The sequence below is a fragment of the Novosphingobium sp. genome, from assembly GCF_030699305.1.
Lineage (GTDB): Bacteria > Pseudomonadota > Alphaproteobacteria > Sphingomonadales > Sphingomonadaceae > Novosphingobium.
Genome location: NZ_JAUYNB010000010.1, coordinates 73,224 through 91,354, shown reverse-complemented (window position 1 = coordinate 91,354; position 18,131 = coordinate 73,224). Strand labels below are relative to the sequence as shown.

At 66.1% G+C, this 18,131-nt stretch carries 20 protein-coding genes and 1 tRNA gene; 6 read left to right on the top strand and 15 right to left on the bottom strand.

Translation table 11 applies throughout. From position 1 onward, the window contains the following. Nucleotides 1-132: 132 nt before the first annotated feature. Together Q8Q53_RS03165 and Q8Q53_RS03160 are read left to right on the top strand one after the other, a co-directional pair. Nucleotides 133-921, top strand: coding sequence for a 3'(2'),5'-bisphosphate nucleotidase CysQ (locus tag Q8Q53_RS03165; protein ID WP_305700301.1), 789 nt, complete (start codon nucleotides 133-135; stop codon nucleotides 919-921). After that, nucleotides 918-1,826: an energy transducer TonB gene (locus Q8Q53_RS03160; protein ID WP_305700300.1), complete on the top strand. Its 909-nt coding sequence runs from the start codon at nucleotides 918-920 to the stop codon at nucleotides 1,824-1,826. The genes Q8Q53_RS03165 and Q8Q53_RS03160 overlap by 4 nt, the downstream gene beginning before the upstream one ends. Before the next feature lie 27 nt (nucleotides 1,827-1,853). On the opposite strand, the gene Q8Q53_RS03155 is transcribed toward Q8Q53_RS03160, so the two are convergent. Then, nucleotides 1,854-2,543: an OmpA family protein gene (locus Q8Q53_RS03155; protein WP_305700299.1), complete on the bottom strand. Its 690-nt coding sequence runs from the start codon at nucleotides 2,541-2,543 to the stop codon at nucleotides 1,854-1,856. Between the two features lie 135 nt (nucleotides 2,544-2,678). On the opposite strand from Q8Q53_RS03155, the gene Q8Q53_RS03150 reads away from it, so the two are divergent. Further along, nucleotides 2,679-3,998: a hemolysin family protein gene (locus Q8Q53_RS03150; RefSeq protein ID WP_305700298.1), complete on the top strand. Its 1,320-nt coding sequence runs from the start codon at nucleotides 2,679-2,681 to the stop codon at nucleotides 3,996-3,998. A 76-nt stretch (nucleotides 3,999-4,074) separates the two neighbouring features. Here Q8Q53_RS03150 and Q8Q53_RS03145 read toward each other — a convergent pair whose 3' ends face one another. From Q8Q53_RS03145 to Q8Q53_RS03095, 11 genes are all read right to left on the bottom strand, one after another. Continuing rightward, nucleotides 4,075-4,485 (bottom strand): DUF3035 domain-containing protein, encoded by a 411-nt coding sequence (locus tag Q8Q53_RS03145; RefSeq protein WP_305700297.1) that lies wholly within the window; start codon nucleotides 4,483-4,485, stop codon nucleotides 4,075-4,077. Between the two features lie 5 nt (nucleotides 4,486-4,490). Continuing rightward, nucleotides 4,491-5,018 (bottom strand): signal peptidase II, encoded by a 528-nt coding sequence (gene lspA / locus Q8Q53_RS03140; protein ID WP_305700296.1) that lies wholly within the window; start codon nucleotides 5,016-5,018, stop codon nucleotides 4,491-4,493. 126 nt (nucleotides 5,019-5,144) lie between these two features. Beyond that, the gene (locus Q8Q53_RS03135; RefSeq protein ID WP_305700295.1) at nucleotides 5,145-8,249 is read right to left on the bottom strand and encodes an isoleucine--tRNA ligase; all 3,105 of its coding nucleotides are present in this window, start codon (nucleotides 8,247-8,249) and stop codon (nucleotides 5,145-5,147) included. 60 nt (nucleotides 8,250-8,309) lie between these two features. Next, a complete protein-coding gene (locus tag Q8Q53_RS03130; protein WP_305700294.1) occupies nucleotides 8,310-9,368 on the bottom strand; it encodes a glycerophosphodiester phosphodiesterase family protein in 1,059 nt (352 codons plus the stop codon). Nucleotides 9,369-9,404: 36 nt separating this feature from the next. Next, nucleotides 9,405-10,337 (bottom strand): bifunctional riboflavin kinase/FAD synthetase, encoded by a 933-nt coding sequence (locus Q8Q53_RS03125; protein WP_371136492.1) that lies wholly within the window; start codon nucleotides 10,335-10,337, stop codon nucleotides 9,405-9,407. Continuing rightward, a complete protein-coding gene (locus Q8Q53_RS03120; RefSeq protein WP_305700293.1) occupies nucleotides 10,334-11,539 on the bottom strand; it encodes a dipeptidase in 1,206 nt (401 codons plus the stop codon). Before Q8Q53_RS03120 ends, Q8Q53_RS03125 begins: the two co-directional genes overlap by 4 nt. Beyond that, nucleotides 11,539-12,048 carry a dihydrofolate reductase gene (locus Q8Q53_RS03115; RefSeq protein ID WP_305700292.1) on the bottom strand — a complete coding sequence of 170 codons (510 nt, stop codon included), beginning with the start codon at nucleotides 12,046-12,048 and terminating at the stop codon, nucleotides 11,539-11,541. Before Q8Q53_RS03115 ends, Q8Q53_RS03120 begins: the two co-directional genes overlap by 1 nt. After that, nucleotides 12,045-13,109: a 5-(carboxyamino)imidazole ribonucleotide synthase gene (locus tag Q8Q53_RS03110; protein WP_305700291.1), complete on the bottom strand. Its 1,065-nt coding sequence runs from the start codon at nucleotides 13,107-13,109 to the stop codon at nucleotides 12,045-12,047. The genes Q8Q53_RS03115 and Q8Q53_RS03110 overlap by 4 nt, the downstream gene beginning before the upstream one ends. Nucleotides 13,110-13,127: 18 nt before the next feature. Beyond that, nucleotides 13,128-13,610, bottom strand: coding sequence for a 5-(carboxyamino)imidazole ribonucleotide mutase (gene purE / locus Q8Q53_RS03105; protein WP_305700290.1), 483 nt, complete (start codon nucleotides 13,608-13,610; stop codon nucleotides 13,128-13,130). Nucleotides 13,611-13,612: 2 nt separating this feature from the next. After that, nucleotides 13,613-14,299: a 2,3-diphosphoglycerate-dependent phosphoglycerate mutase gene (gene gpmA / locus Q8Q53_RS03100; RefSeq protein WP_305700289.1), complete on the bottom strand. Its 687-nt coding sequence runs from the start codon at nucleotides 14,297-14,299 to the stop codon at nucleotides 13,613-13,615. A gap of 37 nt (nucleotides 14,300-14,336) precedes the next feature. Continuing rightward, nucleotides 14,337-14,513: a hypothetical protein gene (locus tag Q8Q53_RS03095; protein WP_305700288.1), complete on the bottom strand. Its 177-nt coding sequence runs from the start codon at nucleotides 14,511-14,513 to the stop codon at nucleotides 14,337-14,339. A 217-nt stretch (nucleotides 14,514-14,730) separates the two neighbouring features. On the opposite strand from Q8Q53_RS03095, the gene Q8Q53_RS03090 reads away from it, so the two are divergent. Beyond that, nucleotides 14,731-14,805: transfer RNA gene (locus tag Q8Q53_RS03090), tRNA-Thr, on the top strand. Between the two features lie 34 nt (nucleotides 14,806-14,839). On the opposite strand, the gene Q8Q53_RS03085 is transcribed toward Q8Q53_RS03090, so the two are convergent. Beyond that, on the bottom strand, nucleotides 14,840-14,971 hold the full coding sequence (locus Q8Q53_RS03085) for a hypothetical protein (RefSeq protein WP_305700287.1): 132 nt from the start codon (nucleotides 14,969-14,971) through the stop codon (nucleotides 14,840-14,842). Nucleotides 14,972-15,071: 100 nt separating this feature from the next. Then, entirely contained in the window at nucleotides 15,072-15,365 is a 294-nt protein-coding gene (locus Q8Q53_RS03080) for a GNAT family N-acetyltransferase (RefSeq protein WP_305700286.1), read from the bottom strand. 53 nt (nucleotides 15,366-15,418) lie between these two features. Between Q8Q53_RS03080 and Q8Q53_RS03075 the strand changes: the two genes are divergently transcribed. Continuing rightward, nucleotides 15,419-16,414, top strand: coding sequence for a low specificity L-threonine aldolase (locus tag Q8Q53_RS03075; RefSeq protein ID WP_305700285.1), 996 nt, complete (start codon nucleotides 15,419-15,421; stop codon nucleotides 16,412-16,414). After that, nucleotides 16,411-17,310 carry a DMT family transporter gene (locus Q8Q53_RS03070; RefSeq protein ID WP_305700284.1) on the top strand — a complete coding sequence of 300 codons (900 nt, stop codon included), beginning with the start codon at nucleotides 16,411-16,413 and terminating at the stop codon, nucleotides 17,308-17,310. Before Q8Q53_RS03075 ends, Q8Q53_RS03070 begins: the two co-directional genes overlap by 4 nt. Here the strand turns inward: Q8Q53_RS03070 and Q8Q53_RS03065 are convergent. Next, nucleotides 17,293-18,075 (bottom strand): SDR family NAD(P)-dependent oxidoreductase, encoded by a 783-nt coding sequence (locus Q8Q53_RS03065; protein ID WP_305700283.1) that lies wholly within the window; start codon nucleotides 18,073-18,075, stop codon nucleotides 17,293-17,295. The two genes, Q8Q53_RS03070 and Q8Q53_RS03065, sit on opposite strands and share 18 nt — an antisense overlap. Nucleotides 18,076-18,131: the final 56 nt, after the last annotated feature.

The following is an 18,131-nucleotide window of genomic DNA, read 5'->3' as shown; positions in this document are numbered from 1 at the left end:
CGGCCGAAAAGGCCGGTGTGCGGCGCCGCATAAGCACACCAGCGCGGGCTTGAAAAGTCCCGGAACGCGGCGCAAGGGAAGAAATATGAACGCCAGTTGCGAGTCACTATCAGAAAGCGGGTTCAGCGGCGCGTGATCGACCGCGAACGCCTCGAATCGATTGTCCGCGCCGCCGGGCAGATCGCCCTGTCGAGCTGGCCGGGGCATGGCCATGCGCTCGATTCGTGGGACAAGGACCCCGGCAATCCGGTCAGCGCGGCCGATCTGGCGGTCGATGTGTTTCTGAAACGCGAACTGGCGGCGTTGTTGCCGTCGGCCGGCTGGCTGTCGGAAGAAACCATCGACGCGCCCGACCGGCTGGACGGCGGGCTGATCTGGCTGGTCGATCCGATCGACGGAACCCGCGATTTCATCCGGGGGCGGCCCGGCTGGGCAGTGTCGGTCGCGCTGGTCAGCGCTGGCCGGCCGTTGCTGGGAATGCTGGACGCCCCGGCGCGCGGTGAGTTCTGGCATGGCGAAGCCGGCCACGGCAGCTGGCGCAACGGGTTGCGGCTGGTCGCCAGCCAGCGCGGTGAACTGCCGGGCGCGCGGGTTCCCGCCGATGCGGTGCCGCAGGCCGATGCCGATCTGGTCCCGGTTGACCGGCCCAACTCAATCGCGCTGCGGATTGCGATGGTCGCGGCGGATGAGGCGGACCTGGTTGCGACGCTGCGCTGGGGCTATGAATGGGACATCGGCGCCGCCGCGCTGATTGCGCGGGAAGCGGGTGCAGCGGTAACCGATGCGTTCGGCCAGCCGCTCAACTACAACAAGCGCGATCCCCGCGATTTCGGGGTATTGGCGTCTTCGCCCGCAATCCATGCCGCTGCCGTGGCGCGGCTGGCAGAGCGGGCGCGGCATCTGGCGGAGCAGGGGCAATGATGCGCAAGTTATGGATCGCGGGGCTGGGGCTGGCGATCAATCTGCCCGGCGCGGCCCATGCCGCACAGGGCTGCGGTTATGCCTTCACCATTACGGCGGCCCAGCCGGGGGCAGAGCCGCAGACCAGTCCGTTGGGGCTGATGCTGATGCGTGGACCGAACGTGCGGATCGAGCTGGATGCGCTGGACGAGGGCCTGATTGCGCTGACCGGCGGACGCAACGCGATCATGCTGCGCAACAAGGTGATCGAGACGGAAGTGCGTCTGGCGGACGATATCGGTCCCGAAGTGAAGGGGGATCGCGCCCCGGCCTATATGCCCGACGGAATCGTGCTGCGCAGCGGGGCGGACTGGTTTGTCGGCGGGCAGGCCACGTTCAACAGCGCCGGGCAAGGCGAAATCCACGCAGGGCCGCAGTTTCTGGCCGCATTCCTGAACACCGGCAGATTCGAGATCTGGCATCGCGGGACGCAGCGCCTGACCGTTGGGCTGGTGCCAGATCGCGGGATGGATCTGGCCACGTTCCGGCAGGACTGCATGAGCCTGTTTATACCGGCCGAGCTGCCCGCCGCGATTGCGACAGTGCCGGTCTTTCAACCCGTGGGCATCCGGGCCAAACCGGAACTGGTCACGCCATCGCTGTTCGATGGAACGTTTGCGGGTAACCCGCTCAGCAGTGAGAATGTCCGGCCCGGCAGCGCCGAGTTTCGCGTCACGATCAGCCGGGGCGGCCGGGTGCGGCAATGCAATGTCGGCAAGGTCACTGGCAATATCGCGCTGCGCCCCGAAGCGTGCGAGCGGCTGCGCAAGGGCGCGCAGTTTGTGCCTGCCACCAATGCGGCAGGCGAACCGGTCCAGTCCGACCTGACGCTGGTGGTTCGCTGGCCGGGAGCGCCGCGGTCCTGAGACCGGCGGTGCCCCCGCCAGTCTGGTTCAGCCCGCGCGCGCGGCGGCGACGTCTTCCTGGGTCACCGGCACGATCTTGATTTCAACCCGGCGGTTCAGGGTGCGCCCTTCGGCCGTGGCATTGCTGGCGACCGGCATTGTTTCGCCAAACCCGTGACTGCGGATGCGGCTGGCCGACACCCCTTGCGAGATCAGATAGTTGGCGACCGTACGGGCGCGGTTTTCGGACAGGGTCTGGTTATAGGCGTCCGATCCGGTCGAATCGGTGTGGCCATAAACGTCGATCAGGCTGTTCGGATATTCGTTCAGGCTCTGCGCCACCTGGGTCAGCGTTGCGCGGAACTGCGGCTTCAGGGTATAGCTGGCGACGTCGAAGGTCACGCCGTCGGGCAGGTTGACCAGGATCGCCTTGCCGTCATCAGTCGTGGTCACGTCCACGCCGGTGCCGTCGGTCCTTTCCCGCAGCTCCCTGATCTGCTTGTCCATGGTATAGCCGACTGCGGCCCCGGCGACGCCGCCGATGCCCGCACCGACGATGCGACCGGTCTTGCCGCCGATCAGGCCGCCCAGCAGTGCGCCGGCCAGCACGCCGCCAGCGCCGCCGATGGCGGTACGCGAAACTTTCTTTTCACCGGTGTTGGGATCAGTGACGCAAGCCGATACAGTAAGCAATGATGCGGCGGCGATGCTCGATACGAGCAGACGGGACTTCTTCATGGTGCAAACCCCTTGTTGCATTTGATGTTTGATCAATCCCTGCCAGCAGCAACCTGAACCCACGGTGCATGATCGTCAACCCGCACCGCCGCGCAGCCTCTTCGCTTCGCCGCAACTTCCTGCTAGGGAGGCCGGGTGACACCTTTTCCCTGGTCCGACGTCCTCATCATTGCGGGACTGATCCTGCTCAACGGCCTGTTCGCGATGGCGGAACTGGCGATTGTATCGGCGCGCCCGGCGCGGCTGAGAGTGCTGGTTGAGCGCGGCAGCCTGGGCGCGCGCGCGGCGATGGCGCTGGCCGGCGATCCGGGCAAGTTCCTGTCGACGGTGCAGATCGGCATCACGCTGATCGGGATTATCGCAGGTGCCTATTCGGGTGCCAGCCTGGGGCATCCCACGGCTGAGCGGCTGGCCGCGCTGGGCGTGCCTGCGCGCTTTGCCGAAGAAGCCGGGTTCGCCATTGTGATCGCGCTGACCACCTATTTCAGCCTGGTGATCGGCGAACTGGTGCCCAAGCAGGTGGCATTGCGCGCGGCGGAAAAGATCGCGGTGATCGCCGCGCCGCCGATGGTTCTGGTGGCCAGGGCGACCGCGCCGGTGGTCTGGTTGCTGGATCGTTCGTCCGCATTCCTGCTGCGGGTGATCGGCGTGCGCCACAAGGGTGAACACGCGCTGACCGCCGATGAACTCCAGATGGTAATCGCCGAGGCAACGCGCTCCGGCGTGATCGAGGAGGACGAGCGCCAGATCATGACCGGGATCATGCGGCTGGCCGACCGGCCGGTGCGCGAGTTGATGACCCCGCGCACCGAACTCGACACGATCGACCGTCGCGCGACCGAGGCGGACGTGCGCGCGATCCTGAAGGAAAGCCCGCATTCGCTGCTGCCGGTGGCGGATGGATCGCCCGACAACATCGTCGGCGTGGTCAAGGTCCGCGATGTCCAGGCGGTGCTGCTGGCGGGCAAGCGATTGCAGGTCGCCCGGCTGATGAAGAAGGCCGAAATCCTGCCCGACCAGCTCGACGCGATGGACGCGCTGCGCATCCTGCAACAGTCGGATGTGTCGATGGCGCTGGTCCACGATGAATACGGCCACCTCGAAGGGGTGGTGACCCCAGCCGACCTGCTATCCGCTATCGTCGGCAACTTTGCCAGCCATCAGGATGACGGCGACCAGCCGATGATCGTCGAGCGCGAGGATGGCTCGCTGCTGATCGCGGGTGCGCTGCCAGCCGATGCGCTGGCCCATCGGCTGGATATCGACCTGCCGGATGACCGCGATTACGCCACGGCGGCGGGCTTTGTCCTGTCGGTGCTGAAACGCCTGCCGACGGAAGGGGAACACTTTATCGCGCAGGACTGGCGCTTTGAAGTGGTCGACATGGACGGGCGCAAGATCGACAAGCTGCTGGTCAGTTCGCTGGCCGAGCCGGACGATGCGGTAACCGACTAGTTCTTGCCCGCGGGCAGGCCGCAAAAAAGGCCCGCCTTGCGGCGAGCCTGTCTTGTCCAGACCGGAAACCGGCGGATCAGCCGCCGATGACAGCCTGTGCTTCACGGCCGTCGCCCTGCGGCGCGGCGATGATGTCGCGGGTCACGTCACCCTTGGCCACAGTGTTGGTCGCCGGATCACCCACGGTGGAGCGGATGCTGGCGGCGGCCGTGCCGGCCCGGTTTCCGGCCGTGCGTTCCACTTCGCTGCGCGGTGCGGGGGCGCCGAACAGTGCGTCCTGCGCCTGCGTGGCGGTGGTGCGGTCAGACGGACGCGGCGCGCCGGGGGCGGGCGGGGTCAGCGCGAAATCGGGCGGGATCACCAGCGGCGCCTGGCGCTGCACGGCGAATTCATCGGGACGATCACGGTTGAACAGCCCGGTGCTGCCGCAGCCAGCCAGCAGGGTGGCCATGCCGGTCAGGGCGAAAAGGGCGGGAATCTTACGCATGGGTATCAGCTCTCCGTGGCGCGCTGCGCCGGTTCATCGTGCTTTTCGCGCGAAAGGAAGGAACGGGCAAGGATAATCACGACGCCGATGGTGATCGCGGCATCGGCCAGATTGAAGATCAGGAACGGGCGAAATTCGCCAAAATGCAAGTCGGCATAATCGATCACGAAGCCGTGGTTCATCCGGTCGAGGATGTTGCCCAGCGCCCCGCCCAGCACCAGCCCCAGCGCGGCGGTTTCGCCCAGCAGCTTTTCGCGCAATATCCAGATGAACACGACCAGCGCGATGCCGGAGGTCACCGCGATCAGCATCCAGCGCATTTCCATCGACGTGGCAGTCAGCATCCCCAGCGAAATGCCGTAATTTTCGGCATAAGTCAGGTTGAAGAACGACACGATCTCGATCGAGCGGACTTGCGGCAGCTTGATGGTGTTGAGCACCTGCGCCTTGAACCACTGGTCCACGACAAAGATCACCGCCGCCAGCAGCAGCCCGATCAGGCGGTTGCGCCAGATGGTAACTGAGTTGGTCACGACGGGTTACTCCATTGTTCGTCATGCTGAACTTGGTTCAGCATCCATCGCGCGACCCGATGGGGCCGTGCGGGGGGAGAGATGGACCCTGAAACAAGTTGAGGGTGACGGGTGGTCGGGGTCATCTCAACCATTCACCACATTATCACAACGTGAACAGAGCGCGCCGTCCTCGGTGACTTCGGGCAGATGCCGCCAGCAGCGGCCGCATTTGTGATGGGCGGTGGGCTTAACGATAAATCCGGCCCTTTCTACCTCATCGCCTGATGCGTGATGAAGTGGGTGAGCGCCGACCGGTGGGTCGCCTTGCTTCCACTCGCAGTTTGAAACGATGAAAAGCTCGGCGAGGTCTGTAATAGCTGCGGTCGCTGAACCATCCCAAACGCTAAAGATATTTACATCTGCTTCGAGTGAAGATTTCACGGCCTTTTCTCGGCGAAGAGGCTCGATTGCCTCGTTAACATTTTGGCGAAGGCCGCGAAGGTCTGCCCATTGGTCAAGGTTGACCTCACTGGTCGGGATGACCGGCCATTCCAGCAGGTGGACGCTGCCCTGATCCGGATAGCGCGTGCCCCACACTTCTTCCGCCGTGAACACGATCACCGGCGCGGCATAGCGGATCAGGGCGTGGAACAGGGTGTCCAGCACCGTGCGACAGGCCATCCGCCTGGGATCGGTCGCGGCGTCGCAATAGAGGCTGTCCTTGCGGATATCGAAGAAGAACGCCGAGAGGTCTTCGTTGCAGAAGTCGGTCAGCGCGCGGACATAGCTGTTGAAGTCATAGTCCGCGACCGCCTGTTTCAACGTCGCATCCAGCTGGCCCAGCAGCGCCAGCACATAGCGTTCCAGCTCTGGCATTGCAGCGACGTCCACCCGCTCGGCCTCGCTGAACCCGTCGAGCGCGCCCAGCAGGTAGCGGAAGGTGTTGCGCAGCTTGCGATACTGGTCGGCCACGCCTTTCAGGATTTCATCGCCGATGCGGTGATCCTCGGTGAAGTCCACCGACAGCGCCCAGAGCCGGATGATATCCGCGCCGTATGTTTCCATGACCTTCAGCGGGTCGATGGTGTTGCCCAGCGATTTGGACATTTTCATGCCCTTGGCGTCCATCGTGAAGCCGTGAGTCAGCACCGCCTTGTAGGGCGCATGGCCGCGCGTGGCGCAGCTTTCCAGCAGGCTCGACTGGAACCAGCCGCGATGCTGATCGCTGCCTTCCAGATACATGTCCGCCAGCGGGCCGACATAGCCTTCCGGGCGCGTGAGGTCAGGCCAGCGGCCGCTTTCCAGCACGAAGGCATGGGTGGAGCCGGAATCGAACCAGACGTCCAGAATGTCGGTGACGCGCTCGTAATCGTCGGCGTTGTAGTCAGGGCCAAGGTATTCCTGCGCGCGGGCATCGCTCCACGCATCGACGCCGGTTTCGCGCACGGCGTTGATGATCCGGTCGTTGACGGCGGGATCGACCAGATACTGGCCGGTCTTGCGATCCACGAACAGCGTGATCGGCACGCCCCACGCACGCTGGCGCGACAGCACCCAGTCCGGGCGCCCTTCGACCATCGAACGGATGCGGTTTTCGCCCTTTTCCGGCACCCAGCGGGTATCGGAAATGGCCTGCATCGCGGCTTCGCGCAGGGTCGGCGCGGCGCAGAGCGCTTCATCCGCCGGGTTGATCGCCCCGCCTTCGTTTTCCCAGCCCTTTTCGGCGCGGGTCTTGGGGGAGATATGCGTCATCACCCGGTCCATCGGCACGAACCACTGCGGCGTGCAGCGATAGATCACCTTGGCTTTCGAGCGCCACGAATGCGGGTAGCTGTGCTTGTAGTCCGCTGAGGCCGCCAGCAGGCCGCCGCTTTCGCGCAGCGCGGTGCAGATCGGGCCGTCGGGCGCGTTGAACTTCGGATTGATGACAGAGCCTTCGCCGCCCAGCCAGCCCCAGTCGGCGCGGTACTTGCCGTCACCTTCAACCGCGAAGACCGGCTCCAGCCCATGCGCCTTGCACAGCGCAAAGTCGTCCTCGCCGTGGTCGGGGGCCATGTGGACGAGGCCGGTGCCGCTTTCGGTGGTGACGAAATCACCCGGCAGGAACGGACGCGGCTTGGCGAAGAACCCGCCGAGATGGTGCATCGGGTGGCGGGCGACGGTTCCGGCGAGGTCGGAGCCTTTGAAGTTCTCTATTTCACGGCTGAAGGGCGGCTGGAAGTCGATACCCATTTGGTAGCCTGAGTAAGCGAAAACTGCCTGTTCAGCGCCAAGGTCTGATACATCCACACGCGCCGCCATCGCGTTCAGGCGAGCAAGGAACGGCTCGACAAGCGGCTTAGCGACAATGAACCGGCGGCCAGAGAAGTCCAAGCCATGATCCGCCAGTCGGAAGCTGATGTTGGCTACCACCTCGGCTTGGTTGTTCGGATCGGCGAACCCGACCGCATCACACAAGACCGTGAAGTGGTGATACTCAACCTCCGGCCCATAAGCCAAAGCCTGGTTTACCGGGATCGTCCATGGCGTGGTCGTCCAGATCACCGCATGAGCGCCGACCAGTTCGGCAATCGGCGATTCCGTGATTTCAAACGCCACGTCGATCTGGGTCGAGGTGATGTCCTCGTATTCGACTTCGGCTTCGGCCAGCGCGGTCTTTTCGACCGGGGACCACATCACCGGCTTGGCCCCGCGATAGAGCTGGCCGTTGGCGGCGAATTTCAGCAGTTCGGCCACGATGGTGCCTTCGGCCTGGCTATCCATCGTCAGGTAGGGATTGTCCCAATCGCCATTGATGCCAAGGCGCTTGAGCTGTTCGCGCTGCACGTTGACCCAGTTCTGGGCATAGGCGCGGCATTCGGCGCGGAACTCTTCCGCCGGAACCTCATCCTTGTTGAGCTTCTTCCTGCGGTACTGTTCCTCCACCTTCCATTCGATCGGCAACCCGTGGCAATCCCAGCCGGGCACATAGGGCGCGTCCTTCCCCAGCAGGTTCTGGGTGCGCACGACCATGTCCTTCAGGATATGGTTCAGCGCGTGGCCGATGTGCATATCGCCATTGGCATAGGGCGGGCCATCGTGAAGGATGAACTTTTCGCGGCCCGCGCGGGCATCGCGCAGGCGCCGGTACAGGTCCTGATCCAGCCAGCCCTTGAGAATGCCCGGCTCCTTCTGGGGGAGTCCGGCCTTCATGGGGAAATCGGTCTTCGGCAGGAAGACAGTGGCTCGATAGTCGCGCTGTTCAGTCATAACCGGCGGGCCTTAGCGGCAGACGCGCCAATGCGCAATTTTTGGTTCGTGTGAAGCCTATCAATCCCGCATCTGCCGCCGCCGCTCCAGCTCTGCTGCCAGTTCCGCCTCCGCCACCGGGTTGCGCTTGTTGTAGGCAGGGCGGAGCGCGGGGCCGACGGTGTAGATATCGTCCACCCAGACATAGCCGTTGAAGCTGGCCGGCACCTCGCCCAGCTGTTCGGGCAGGTCCAGCCCCATCGGGCGGTCGGCATCGTCCTGCGGACCGATCACGATCACCCGCGCGCCGACGCCTTCCATCCGCTGGATCAGGCGGTTGGGCCACCCGGCATAGGCGAACTGGTAGTTGAGCGGGATCATCAGCGTGCCATTCCGGCAGGCCTGCGGCGTCAGGCCCAGCCAGCCTTGCAGGGCATAGGCCTTGGTGCAGGCTTTGACGCTGTCCTTGCTGAACACCCAGCCTTGCGGCAGCAGGGTGCGCATCCGCGCGACCGGGCCTGCCTCCACGCTGCCATAGAACCCGTCGCCCAGCTTCACCGAATCGCGCCCCGCGGCTTTCAGCGCGGCGGCGAGCAGGTCGGCTTCGGCTGCGTCCTTGCTCTTGAAATTGAACAGCAGCGCCTTGTCGGGGAACGCGGCCAGCACTTCGGTGAGGTCCGGGATCAGGCCCACGCCCTTGCCGCGAAACGGGAAGGTCTTGCCGCCGTCGGCAGTGTAACCGTGCCCGGCGTCGAGCGCCTTCAGCTGCGCCATCGTCGCCTTGCGAACTTCGCCACTGCCGTTGGTGCGGCACTCCAGCGTCCAGTCGTGGAACACGGCCAGCTTGCCATCGGCGGTGGGGGCAATGTCCACCTCGATCATCTGCGCGCCCAGGCGGCGGGCTTCGGCCATGCCGCCGAGAGTGTTTTCCAGATAAGGATGGGTCGGCGGATAGATCTTGGATGCCGTGCAACTGTCGCGGGTCATCCCCGCCGTGCTGTAGAGCTGATAGGCGCCCCGGTGTGCAATCAACTTGGGATAGCCGCGCGGGGTGGGTGCCATCCAGCTGGCGTTGACGAACGTCAGCGCCAGAAACACCAGCGCGAGGACAAGGGCGATGCGTTTCAGGTTCCGGCGCATCGGCAAGGGGTTAGCCGGTAGCAGGGTGGGGTGCAATCACCCCGCCAGCAAATCCCGCGCCCGGTCGCAGTCCGCCTCCATCTGCGCGGTCAGGGCATCGAGCGAATCGAACTTGGCCTCTGGCCGCAGGAAGTGGTGGAACGCGACTTCGATTTCCTGACCATAAAGGTCGCCCGAAAAGTCGAAGAAGTGCGGCTCCAGCAGTTCCTTGGGCGGATCGAAGCTGGGCCGGATGCCCAGATTGGCCGCGCCGTGCAGCACTGTTCCGCCGTGCAGCAGGCCGGTGACGGCATAGATACCATAGCGCGGGCGCAGATAGTTGCCGAGCGGCAGGTTGGCGGTGGGATAGCCGATGGTGCGGCCCACCTTGTCGCCATGCTGGACCACGCCCCGGATCGCGAAGGGCCGCGTCAGCAGGTGGGTAGCGGCGGCGCAGTCCCCGGCTTGCAGCGCCTCGCGGATGCGGGTGGAGGACACGACCTCGCCCGAATCCGCCACCGGGCCGACCGCGCGGGTGGCAAGACCGCAGGTGGAGCCGAGTTCGGCCAGCACGGTGATATTGCCGCCGCGCGCTTTGCCAAAGGTAAAGTCGGTGCCGGTGACGACCCCGGCCGCGCCCAGCCGACCGACCAGCAGATCGGCTACAAACTCTTGCGCGGTGGTTCCGGCCAGCTCGGCATCGAAGTGGAACACCAGCATCGCGTCCGCGCCCGCCGCTTCGAACAGTTCCTGCCGCTGAGCCAGCGTGGTCAGCCGGAACGGCGCGGCATCGGGTGCGAAGTAGCGCACCGGGTGCGGATCGAACGTGGCGATGATCGCGGGGCGGCCTTCAGCGTGCGCCCAGTCAATCGCGGCGCCCGCCACGGCCTGATGGCCGCGATGGAACCCGTCGAAATTGCCCAGCGCGATGATGGCGCCGCGCAGGCTTTCGGGCACCGGCTGGCGGGCGTCGAGCAAGGGAATGGTCATGATGCGGTTTGGGCCTCTTCGCTCCGCGTTCCGGCGGGCAGCGGCAGGATCCCGGCCCGCAGCACGCGCAGGGCATTGCCGCCCATTGCCGCGCGGATTTCATCCGGGGTAAAGCCTTCGTCCAGCAGGGCCTGGGTCAGGTGGGCAAGCTGGCTGGTGTCGAACCGCACGGTCGTCGCCCCGTCATAGTCGCTGCCCAGCGCGACGTGCTGGATGCCGACCAGATCGCGGATGTGCTTCATCGCGCGGGCGATGGAGCGCGGATCGGTATCGCAGACCGCCGCGTCCCAGTATCCCACGCCGATGATCCCGCCGGTGCGCGCGACCCCGCGAATCTGGTCGTCCGACAGGTTGCGGTTGACTTTGCAGGTCGCCTGCACCCCGCCGTGGCTGGACACCACCGGGCGGCGCGCCATGGCCAGCACATCGGCGACGCAGGCCGGGCTGCAATGGGCGATGTCGACGATCATGCCCTTGTCTTCCATCGCCATCACGATTTCGCGCCCGAACGGGGTCAGCCCGCCCTTCTTCAGGCCGTGCATCGACCCGGCGAGTTCGTTGTCGAAGAAATGGGTCAGCCCCGCCATCCGGAAGCCCGCGCCAAACAGCCGGTCGAGGTTCTCGGCCTTGCCTTCCAGGTTGTGCAGGCCCTCAACCGTCAGCAGCGCGCCGACCGGACCGCCGGGCTTGGCGCGCGCGGCGATCAGCGCGTCGAGCTGTCCCGGCATGGTGATCTTGGCCAGCTTGCCATCCGCTTCGCCCACTGCGCGGTCCAGCTTCTGGCCGTGCCACAGCGAACGTTCAAGCAGCGAGGTCCAGGTGCGGGGCGGTTGCAGCTGGGCGATGGTCAGCGCGGTGATGTTGTCCGTGTCGCTGCCGTTCGCGTCATAGTTCTGGCCCTTGGGGCTTTTCGTGGTGGACGCGAACAGCTGCAGGGCGACGTTGCCGTCCTGCATCCGGGGCAAATCCTCATGCCCGCGGCTCGCGCGGTCCAGCATGTTGCGCTGCCACAGCAGGGTGTCGGAATGCAGGTCGACGATCTGCAACGTCTTGTGCAGGGCCGCCGCCTCGGCGCTGACGGGGCGCAGCGGCTGGCCGTCGATCTTGTTCATGCCCCGTTCGAGATAGCCCGGCGCGAAGCCGAAAAAGCCAGCGGCGCCCAGGCCCAGCACGGCCAGCGGAATCCAGAAACGTTTGCGCATCATCCCTCCTGTTTTGGGGATGGTTTACGCACCAGCGTGACGAAATCAAAGGCCGGGTTGCGCCCTTCTGCCGGATGACTCTCACGAAAGGTCTCGGTCCACTCTGACCGGTCGAACGCGGGGAAGCGGGTGTCGCCGTCCGGCGCGGCGTGGACTTCGGTCCATTCGATCCGGTCGGCCAGCGGCAGCGCAGCGGCATAGATCTGCGCCCCGCCGAAGATCACGATATGCGGTGCATTGGCCAGTTTCAGCGCCTGATCCAGTGATCCGGCGCGCTCTGCCCCGTCGGCCTGCCAGCTGGCATCGCGGGTAATCACGATGTGGCGGCGGCCCGGCAGCACGCCCGGCAGCGATTCGAAGGTCTTGCGCCCCATCACCAGCGGCTTGCCCATGGTCAGCGATTTGACGCGGCGGAAATCGGCGGAGATGTGCCAGGGCATGCCCCCGTCGTTGCCGATCACGCCATTGTCGGCGACCGCGACGACGAGGAAGACCTCTGACCGCTTCACGCCGGGTCCAGCCCCAGCCGCGTGACATGGCCCATCTTGCGCCCCGGCCGGGCGGCGGCCTTGCCGTAGAGGTGCAGGTGGTTGGCCGGATCGGACAGCAGCTTGTCCCAGTCTTCCGCCGCATCGCCGATGATGTTGCGCATTTCCACCGTGCGCGCGGCCAGCCGGGTGTCGCCCAGCGGCAACCCGCAAATCGCGCGGATGTGGTTTTCGAACTGGCTGGTCAGCGCGCCTTCGATCGTCCAGTGGCCCGAATTGTGGACGCGCGGTGCCATTTCGTTGACCACCGGGCCGTCCGCCGTCGCGAAGAATTCGAGCGTCAGCACCCCGATATAGCCCAGCGCGGTGGCCACTTTTGCGGCGAGGTCGCGCGCGGCGGGCACCTGCGCCCGCACCGCTGCACTGGCGGGCAGGGAGGAGCGGGCGAGAATGCCGTGTTCGTGGACGTTTTCGGCGCTGTCCCAGAACACGATCCGGCCATCGTGGCCCCGGCACAGGATCACGCTGAATTCGGCGCTGAAGTGGACGAACCCTTCATAGACCAGCGGCTGGCCGGACAGCGCGATACCATCGGCGTCGTGGTCGGCCATGATCCGCCACTGGCCCTTGCCGTCATAGCCATCACGGCGGGTCTTGAGGATGCCGGGGGAGCCGATCTCGACCAGCGCCTCGGCCAGATCATCGGCGGTATCGACCGCCCTGAACGGCGCGACCGCGCCGCCCAGATCGGTGACGAAGCGCTTTTCACTCAGCCGGTCCTGCGCCACTTCCAGCGCGCGGGCGTTGGGCAACAGCGGCACCGCGCCCAGCGCCTTCAGCGGGGCGACGGGGACGTTCTCGAACTCATAGGTTATCACCGCGCAATCGGCGGCGAATGCGGCCATCGCGGCGGCATCGTGCCAGTCGGCGCGGGTGAACGCGGCGCAGACTTCGGCGGCGATGCTGTCCTTTTCCGGGGCGAAGATGTGGCAGCGATAGCCCAGCTGCGCTGCGGCCATCGCCAGCATCCGGCCCAGCTGGCCGCCGCCCAGAATGCCGATGGTTTCGCCGGGGGGGATCATGTCGCCGCGATCAATCCCTCAGGCCGGCCGCTCAGCCACGCTGGCGGTCTGCGCGGCGCGCAGCTCCTGCAGGCGCTGGGCCAGATCCGGATCGTTGGTGGCCAGGATCGCGGCGGCCAGCAGCCCCGCATTGGTGGCCCCGGCCTCGCCAATCGCCAGCGTGCCGACCGGGATCCCGGCGGGCATCTGCACGATCGACAGCAGGCTGTCCTGCCCCGACAGCGCCTTGGACTGCACCGGCACGCCCAGCACCGGCAAGTGGGTCATGCTGGCGACCATTCCCGGCAGGTGCGCTGCGCCGCCAGCCCCGGCGATCACCACCTTGAACCCTTCGTCCGCCGCGCCCTTGGCGAAGGCGACCAGCCGGTCCGGGGTGCGGTGGGCCGACACGATCCGCGCGTCATAGGCGACGCCCAGCTTGTCGAGCGCTTCGGCGGCGCGAATCATCGTCGGCCAGTCAGACTGGCTGCCCATGATGATCGCGACGGGGGGATTGGCCATGCTTAGCGCTCCGCCAGGTAATACCGTTCCAGCGCGGCCAGGTTGTCGTCCAGTTCATAGACGATCGGCTGACCGGTGGGGATTTCAAGGCCGGTGATCTCGTCATCCGAAATGCCCGACAGATGCTTGACCAGCGCCCGCAGCGAATTGCCGTGCGCGGAAACCAGCACCGTTTCGCCAGCCTTCAGCGCAGGTGCGATCGCCGATTCGTAATAGGGCAGGACGCGGGCAATCGTGTCCTTCAGGCTTTCGGTCGACGGAATCGCGATCCCGGCATAGCGCGCATCCTGCGCCAGATCGAACTGCGATCCGGCTTCCAGCACGGGCGGCGGGGTATCAAAGCTGCGCCGCCAGATCTTGACCTGATCGTCACCATGCTTTGCCGCTGTCTCGGCCTTGTCGAGGCCGGTCAGCCCGCCATAGTGGCGCTCGTTCAGGCGCCAGTCCTTGGTTTCCGGGATCCACAGGATACCGGCCGTTTCCAGCGCAAAGTGCAGCGTGCGAATCGCGCGGGTCTGGAAACTGGTGAAGGCCACGGTCGGCAGCATGCCGCGCGCTTTCAGCAGCGCACCGGCGGCGCGGGCTTCGTCCTCACCCTTCGCGGTCAGATCGACATCCCACCAGCCGGTGAAGCGATTTTCCAGGTTCCACTGGCTTTGTCCGTGACGGACCAGGATCAGGCGCGGCAAAGGCGAACTCCAAGCTGATTTACCGAAGTTTCGGGCACTAGCTGCTTGGGTTCCCTTTGGGAAGGCCGGGGATGGGGAGAATGGCAGGGTTATCGTCCGGGGCCGCTGCGGATTGGTCCAGTTCGCGGGCCTGCGATTTGCGGCGGCGCAAGTTCTCGCGCAGCTTGGCGGCCAGGCGGTCTTCGCGCGTCGGGCGGGGCGGCGTGTGATCCATGTACCGTCCCTGCCGCCAAACCGGGGCGCCGTCAAACCGGGGCGCCATCAAACCGGGGCAGGCCCAACCCTGGCGGCATCAGCCAACTGGCCCGGCGGCATCTGCCAGCTGCATCGGCCATTCGGCGCATATGCAAGGTTGACAAACCCCGGGGCCGCAGCCATTAGCCCGCCCCTGCCCCGGACGGCTCTGCTGTCTGGCGCACGTGGAATGGTGTGCTGCTGTAGCTCAGTGGTAGAGCGCATCCTTGGTAAGGCTGAGGTCGGGAGTTCAATCCTCCCCAGCAGCACCATTCCCCGCCCCCGAACAGTCGTAATACCGCTCAATCAGTGATTCACGCGCGGGGTTCCCGGTGCGGGTTCCTGGAGCCGCGCCTTGATCTCGCGCCCGTCGGTGGTGTGGTTCAGCCACAGGGTGGCCACCAGCACGACGACCAGCGAATAGATGATATAGCGCATCCGGACCCTCCTGCGGCTGTCCTGTGAGTGAACAGTGTCTATGCAGGACTGGTGAACGCCGCGTCGCAAGGTGTGCTGAGCGGAAAGGGTGAACCGGGATTCACCCTGACAGCAAATCCGCCCAGTCCGGATGGCGCTTGAACGCGGCAGCAATGTAACTGCATTCGGGGTCGATCCGGAAACCCTGTTCCCGCGCATCGGCCACCAGCGCATCGACCAGCAGGGCCGCGATCCCGCGCCCGCCGATTTCGGGCGGGACGATGGTATGGTCGGCAATTCGCACAGCGCCCTGCCGGGTCCACGTCAGCCGCCCGATCGCGCTGCTGCCGGGGACATGGGCGTGGTATTCACCGCCCGCCGGGGTGGGGTGCCGGGTGATAGTGACTTCGTCCATGTCCTGCTCCTGCGGCTTGACGGGCCGGGTGGCCGCGATCAATGCACCATGCCATGCAATTCCTGTCAGACAATGCCGCTGCGGTGCATCCGCGCATCTGGGCCGCACTGCAAGCCGCCGACGCGCCTGCCCCGCCCTATGACAACGATGCGCTCAGCCAGCAGCTGGATGATGCGTTCGGCGCGCTGTTCGGCCGCCCCTGCGCGGTGCTGTGGGTGGCGACGGGGACAGCGGCGAACTGTCTGGCGCTGGCAACGCTGGTGCCGCCGCACGGCGGGGTGGTCTGCCACCGCGAGGCGCATATCGAAATGGACGAAGGCGGCGCGCCGGGGTTCTATACCCACGGGGCCAAGCTGCTGCTGGCCGATGGGGACGGGGCAAAACTGACGCCTGCCAGCATTGCCGCCGTGCTCGATCCGATTCGCCCCGATGTCCACCGGGTCCAGCCGCACGCCGTGTCGATCACGCAGGCCACCGAATATGGCCGGGTCTATACGCCCGCCGAGTTGGCGGACGTGGCGGCGTTCACTGCCGCGCGCGGGCTGCCGCTGCACGTCGATGGCGCGCGGTTCGCCAACGCGGTCGCCTATCTGGGCTGCACCCCGTGGGAAGCCTGCGCGGGCGCGGCGGCGCTCAGCTTTGGCTGCGTCAAGAACGGCGGGATGAGCGCGGAAGGGCTGGTGTTCTTCGACGAAACGCTGGCTGATGTGGCGCGCTTTCGCCGCAAGCGCGCCGGGCATCTGCAATCGAAGGGCCGGTTTCTGGCCGCGCAGTTGCTGGCGATGCTGGACGGCGATCTTTGGCTGGAAAACGCCCGCGCCGCCAACGCCGCCGCGCAGGAACTCGCTGGTGTGGCGGGCGACCGGCTGCTCCATCCGGTGCAGGCGAACGAGCTGTTCCTGACGGTGAGCGAAGCCGAACGCGAAGCGCTGCGGGCGCAGGGCTTCTCGTTTTATGACTGGGGCGACGGCGCGGCGCGGCTGGTTACCGCGTGGAACAGCGATCCCGCCCACGTGGCAGCGCTGGCCCGCGCGATCGCAACCTTGTGAGTGCCGCCCCGACTTCGCAAGCCCGCGCTATCGGCGCGTTCATCCTGATCACGCTGATCTGGGGTTCGACCTGGCTGGTGATCAAGGACCAGATCAGCGCCGTCCCGCCTGCGTGGGCGGTGACCTGGCGTTTTGCGTTGGCGGCGCTGGGGATGTTCCTGCTGGCAGCGGTGCGGCGCGAGCGGCTGCTGCTGTCGCGCGAAGGGATGCTGCTGGCGCTGCCGATGGGGCTGTTCCAGTTCTTCGCCAACTTCCAGTTTGTCTACAGGGCAGAGCATTTCATCACCTCCGGCCTCGTCGCGGTGCTGTTCGCGCTGCTGATGGTGCCCAATGCGCTGCTGGCGCGGGTGTTCGTGAAAGCGGAAGTCAGCGGGCGGTTCATCGCTGGGTCGGCGGTGGCGCTGGTCGGGATCGCGTTGCTGCTGCTGCATGAATACCGCGCGGCCCCGGCGGGCGGGGCCGCGGTTCTGACGGGCATTGTTCTCACCTGCGGCGCGATCCTCAGCGCTTCCATCGCCAACGTCATGCAGGCGACCGAACGCGCCCGTCGGCAAAGCGTGGTGCTGCTGATCGGCTGGGCGATGGTGTTCGGGACGATTGCCGACGCGCTCTATGCATGGATCACCGCTGGCCCGCCGGTGTTTGATGCCAGCCCGCGCCAGCTGGCCGGTCTGGCCTATCTGGCGATTGTCGGATCGGTGGTGACCTTCCCGCTCTACTTCGCGCTGATCCGCGATTGGGGGCCGGGCAAGGCGGCCTATAACAGCGTCGCGGTGCCGGTGGTGGCGATGGCGCTGTCGACGCTGTTTGAAGGCTATCAGTGGACCCTGCTGGCGGGCGGCGGTGCCGTGCTGGCCATGATCGGCCTGCTGATCGCGCTATCGGGCCGCAAGTAGGCAGTCCGCCAGCCCCTCGCGGTAGGTCGGAAAGCGCAGCGACCAGCCCAGTTCCCGCTTGGCCTTGCCGTTCGCGACCCGGCGGTTTTCGGCATAGAATCCCCGCGCCATCGGGCTGAGCGCGGCCTCGTCCATCGTTTGCAGCGGCGGCGGGGCGATCCCCAGCAGGCGGCAGGCGTGTTCGATCACGCTGTTCTGGCTGCACGGTTCGTCGTCCGCCAGATTGTAAGCCCCCGGCGCACCGTTCAGTGCGGCGATTGCGCCAGACACGATGTCGCCCACGTGGACCCGGCTGAACACCTGATCTGGCAGATCGATCCGGTGGGCGCGGCCTTCGCGCACTCGCTCCAGCGCGCTGCGGCCCGGACCATAGATCCCCGGCAGGCGCAGCACCCGTGCGCCCAGCGCCAGCCAGCGCGCATCGGCATCGGCCCGCGCGGTGCGGCGACCGGTTCCGACAGGTGCCGTTTCATCGACCCATGCGCCGCGTGTGTCGCCGTAGACCCCGGTTGAGGAGAGATAGCCCAGCCACCTGCCGCCCAGCGCGTCGCCATAGCTATCCAGCACCGGATCACCGTCCGCCCCCGGCGGGACGGAGGACAGCACATGCCCCGCATCCGCCAGCGCCAGCCGGACCGCGCCGCTATCGTCAAACCGCAGCGTCCCGTCGCGCCCGGTCGAGATCACTTCCCAGCCTTGCGCGGTCATGGCGGCGGCGATCCGGCTGGCGGTGTAACCCAGACCGAAGACAAACAGGCGTTTCATGGTGCATTGGTTAGCGCGGTGGCTGGCAAACACCAACTCTCCGGCCTAGTAACCCG

Coding starts and splice junctions, on each gene's coding strand:
- Q8Q53_RS03155 (WP_305700299.1), bottom strand. CDS start 2,543: ATGAAGAAGTCCCGTCTGCTCGTATCGAGCATCGCCGCCGCATCATTG.
- Q8Q53_RS03110 (WP_305700291.1), bottom strand. CDS start 13,109: ATGATCCCCCCCGGCGAAACCATCGGCATTCTGGGCGGCGGCCAGCTG.
- Q8Q53_RS03120 (WP_305700293.1), bottom strand. CDS start 11,539: ATGCGCAAACGTTTCTGGATTCCGCTGGCCGTGCTGGGCCTGGGCGCC.
- Q8Q53_RS03080 (WP_305700286.1), bottom strand. CDS start 15,365: ATGGACGAAGTCACTATCACCCGGCACCCCACCCCGGCGGGCGGTGAA.
- Q8Q53_RS03065 (WP_305700283.1), bottom strand. CDS start 18,075: ATGAAACGCCTGTTTGTCTTCGGTCTGGGTTACACCGCCAGCCGGATC.
- Q8Q53_RS03135 (WP_305700295.1), bottom strand. CDS start 8,249: ATGACTGAACAGCGCGACTATCGAGCCACTGTCTTCCTGCCGAAGACC.
- purE (WP_305700290.1), bottom strand. CDS start 13,610: ATGGCCAATCCCCCCGTCGCGATCATCATGGGCAGCCAGTCTGACTGG.
- Q8Q53_RS03160 (WP_305700300.1), top strand. CDS start 918: ATGATGCGCAAGTTATGGATCGCGGGGCTGGGGCTGGCGATCAATCTG.
- Q8Q53_RS03125 (WP_371136492.1), bottom strand. CDS start 10,337: ATGACCATTCCCTTGCTCGACGCCCGCCAGCCGGTGCCCGAAAGCCTG.
- Q8Q53_RS03145 (WP_305700297.1), bottom strand. CDS start 4,485: ATGCGTAAGATTCCCGCCCTTTTCGCCCTGACCGGCATGGCCACCCTG.
- Q8Q53_RS03075 (WP_305700285.1), top strand. CDS start 15,419: ATGCAATTCCTGTCAGACAATGCCGCTGCGGTGCATCCGCGCATCTGG.
- Q8Q53_RS03095 (WP_305700288.1), bottom strand. CDS start 14,513: ATGGATCACACGCCGCCCCGCCCGACGCGCGAAGACCGCCTGGCCGCC.
- Q8Q53_RS03085 (WP_305700287.1), bottom strand. CDS start 14,971: ATGCGCTATATCATCTATTCGCTGGTCGTCGTGCTGGTGGCCACCCTG.
- Q8Q53_RS03130 (WP_305700294.1), bottom strand. CDS start 9,368: ATGCGCCGGAACCTGAAACGCATCGCCCTTGTCCTCGCGCTGGTGTTT.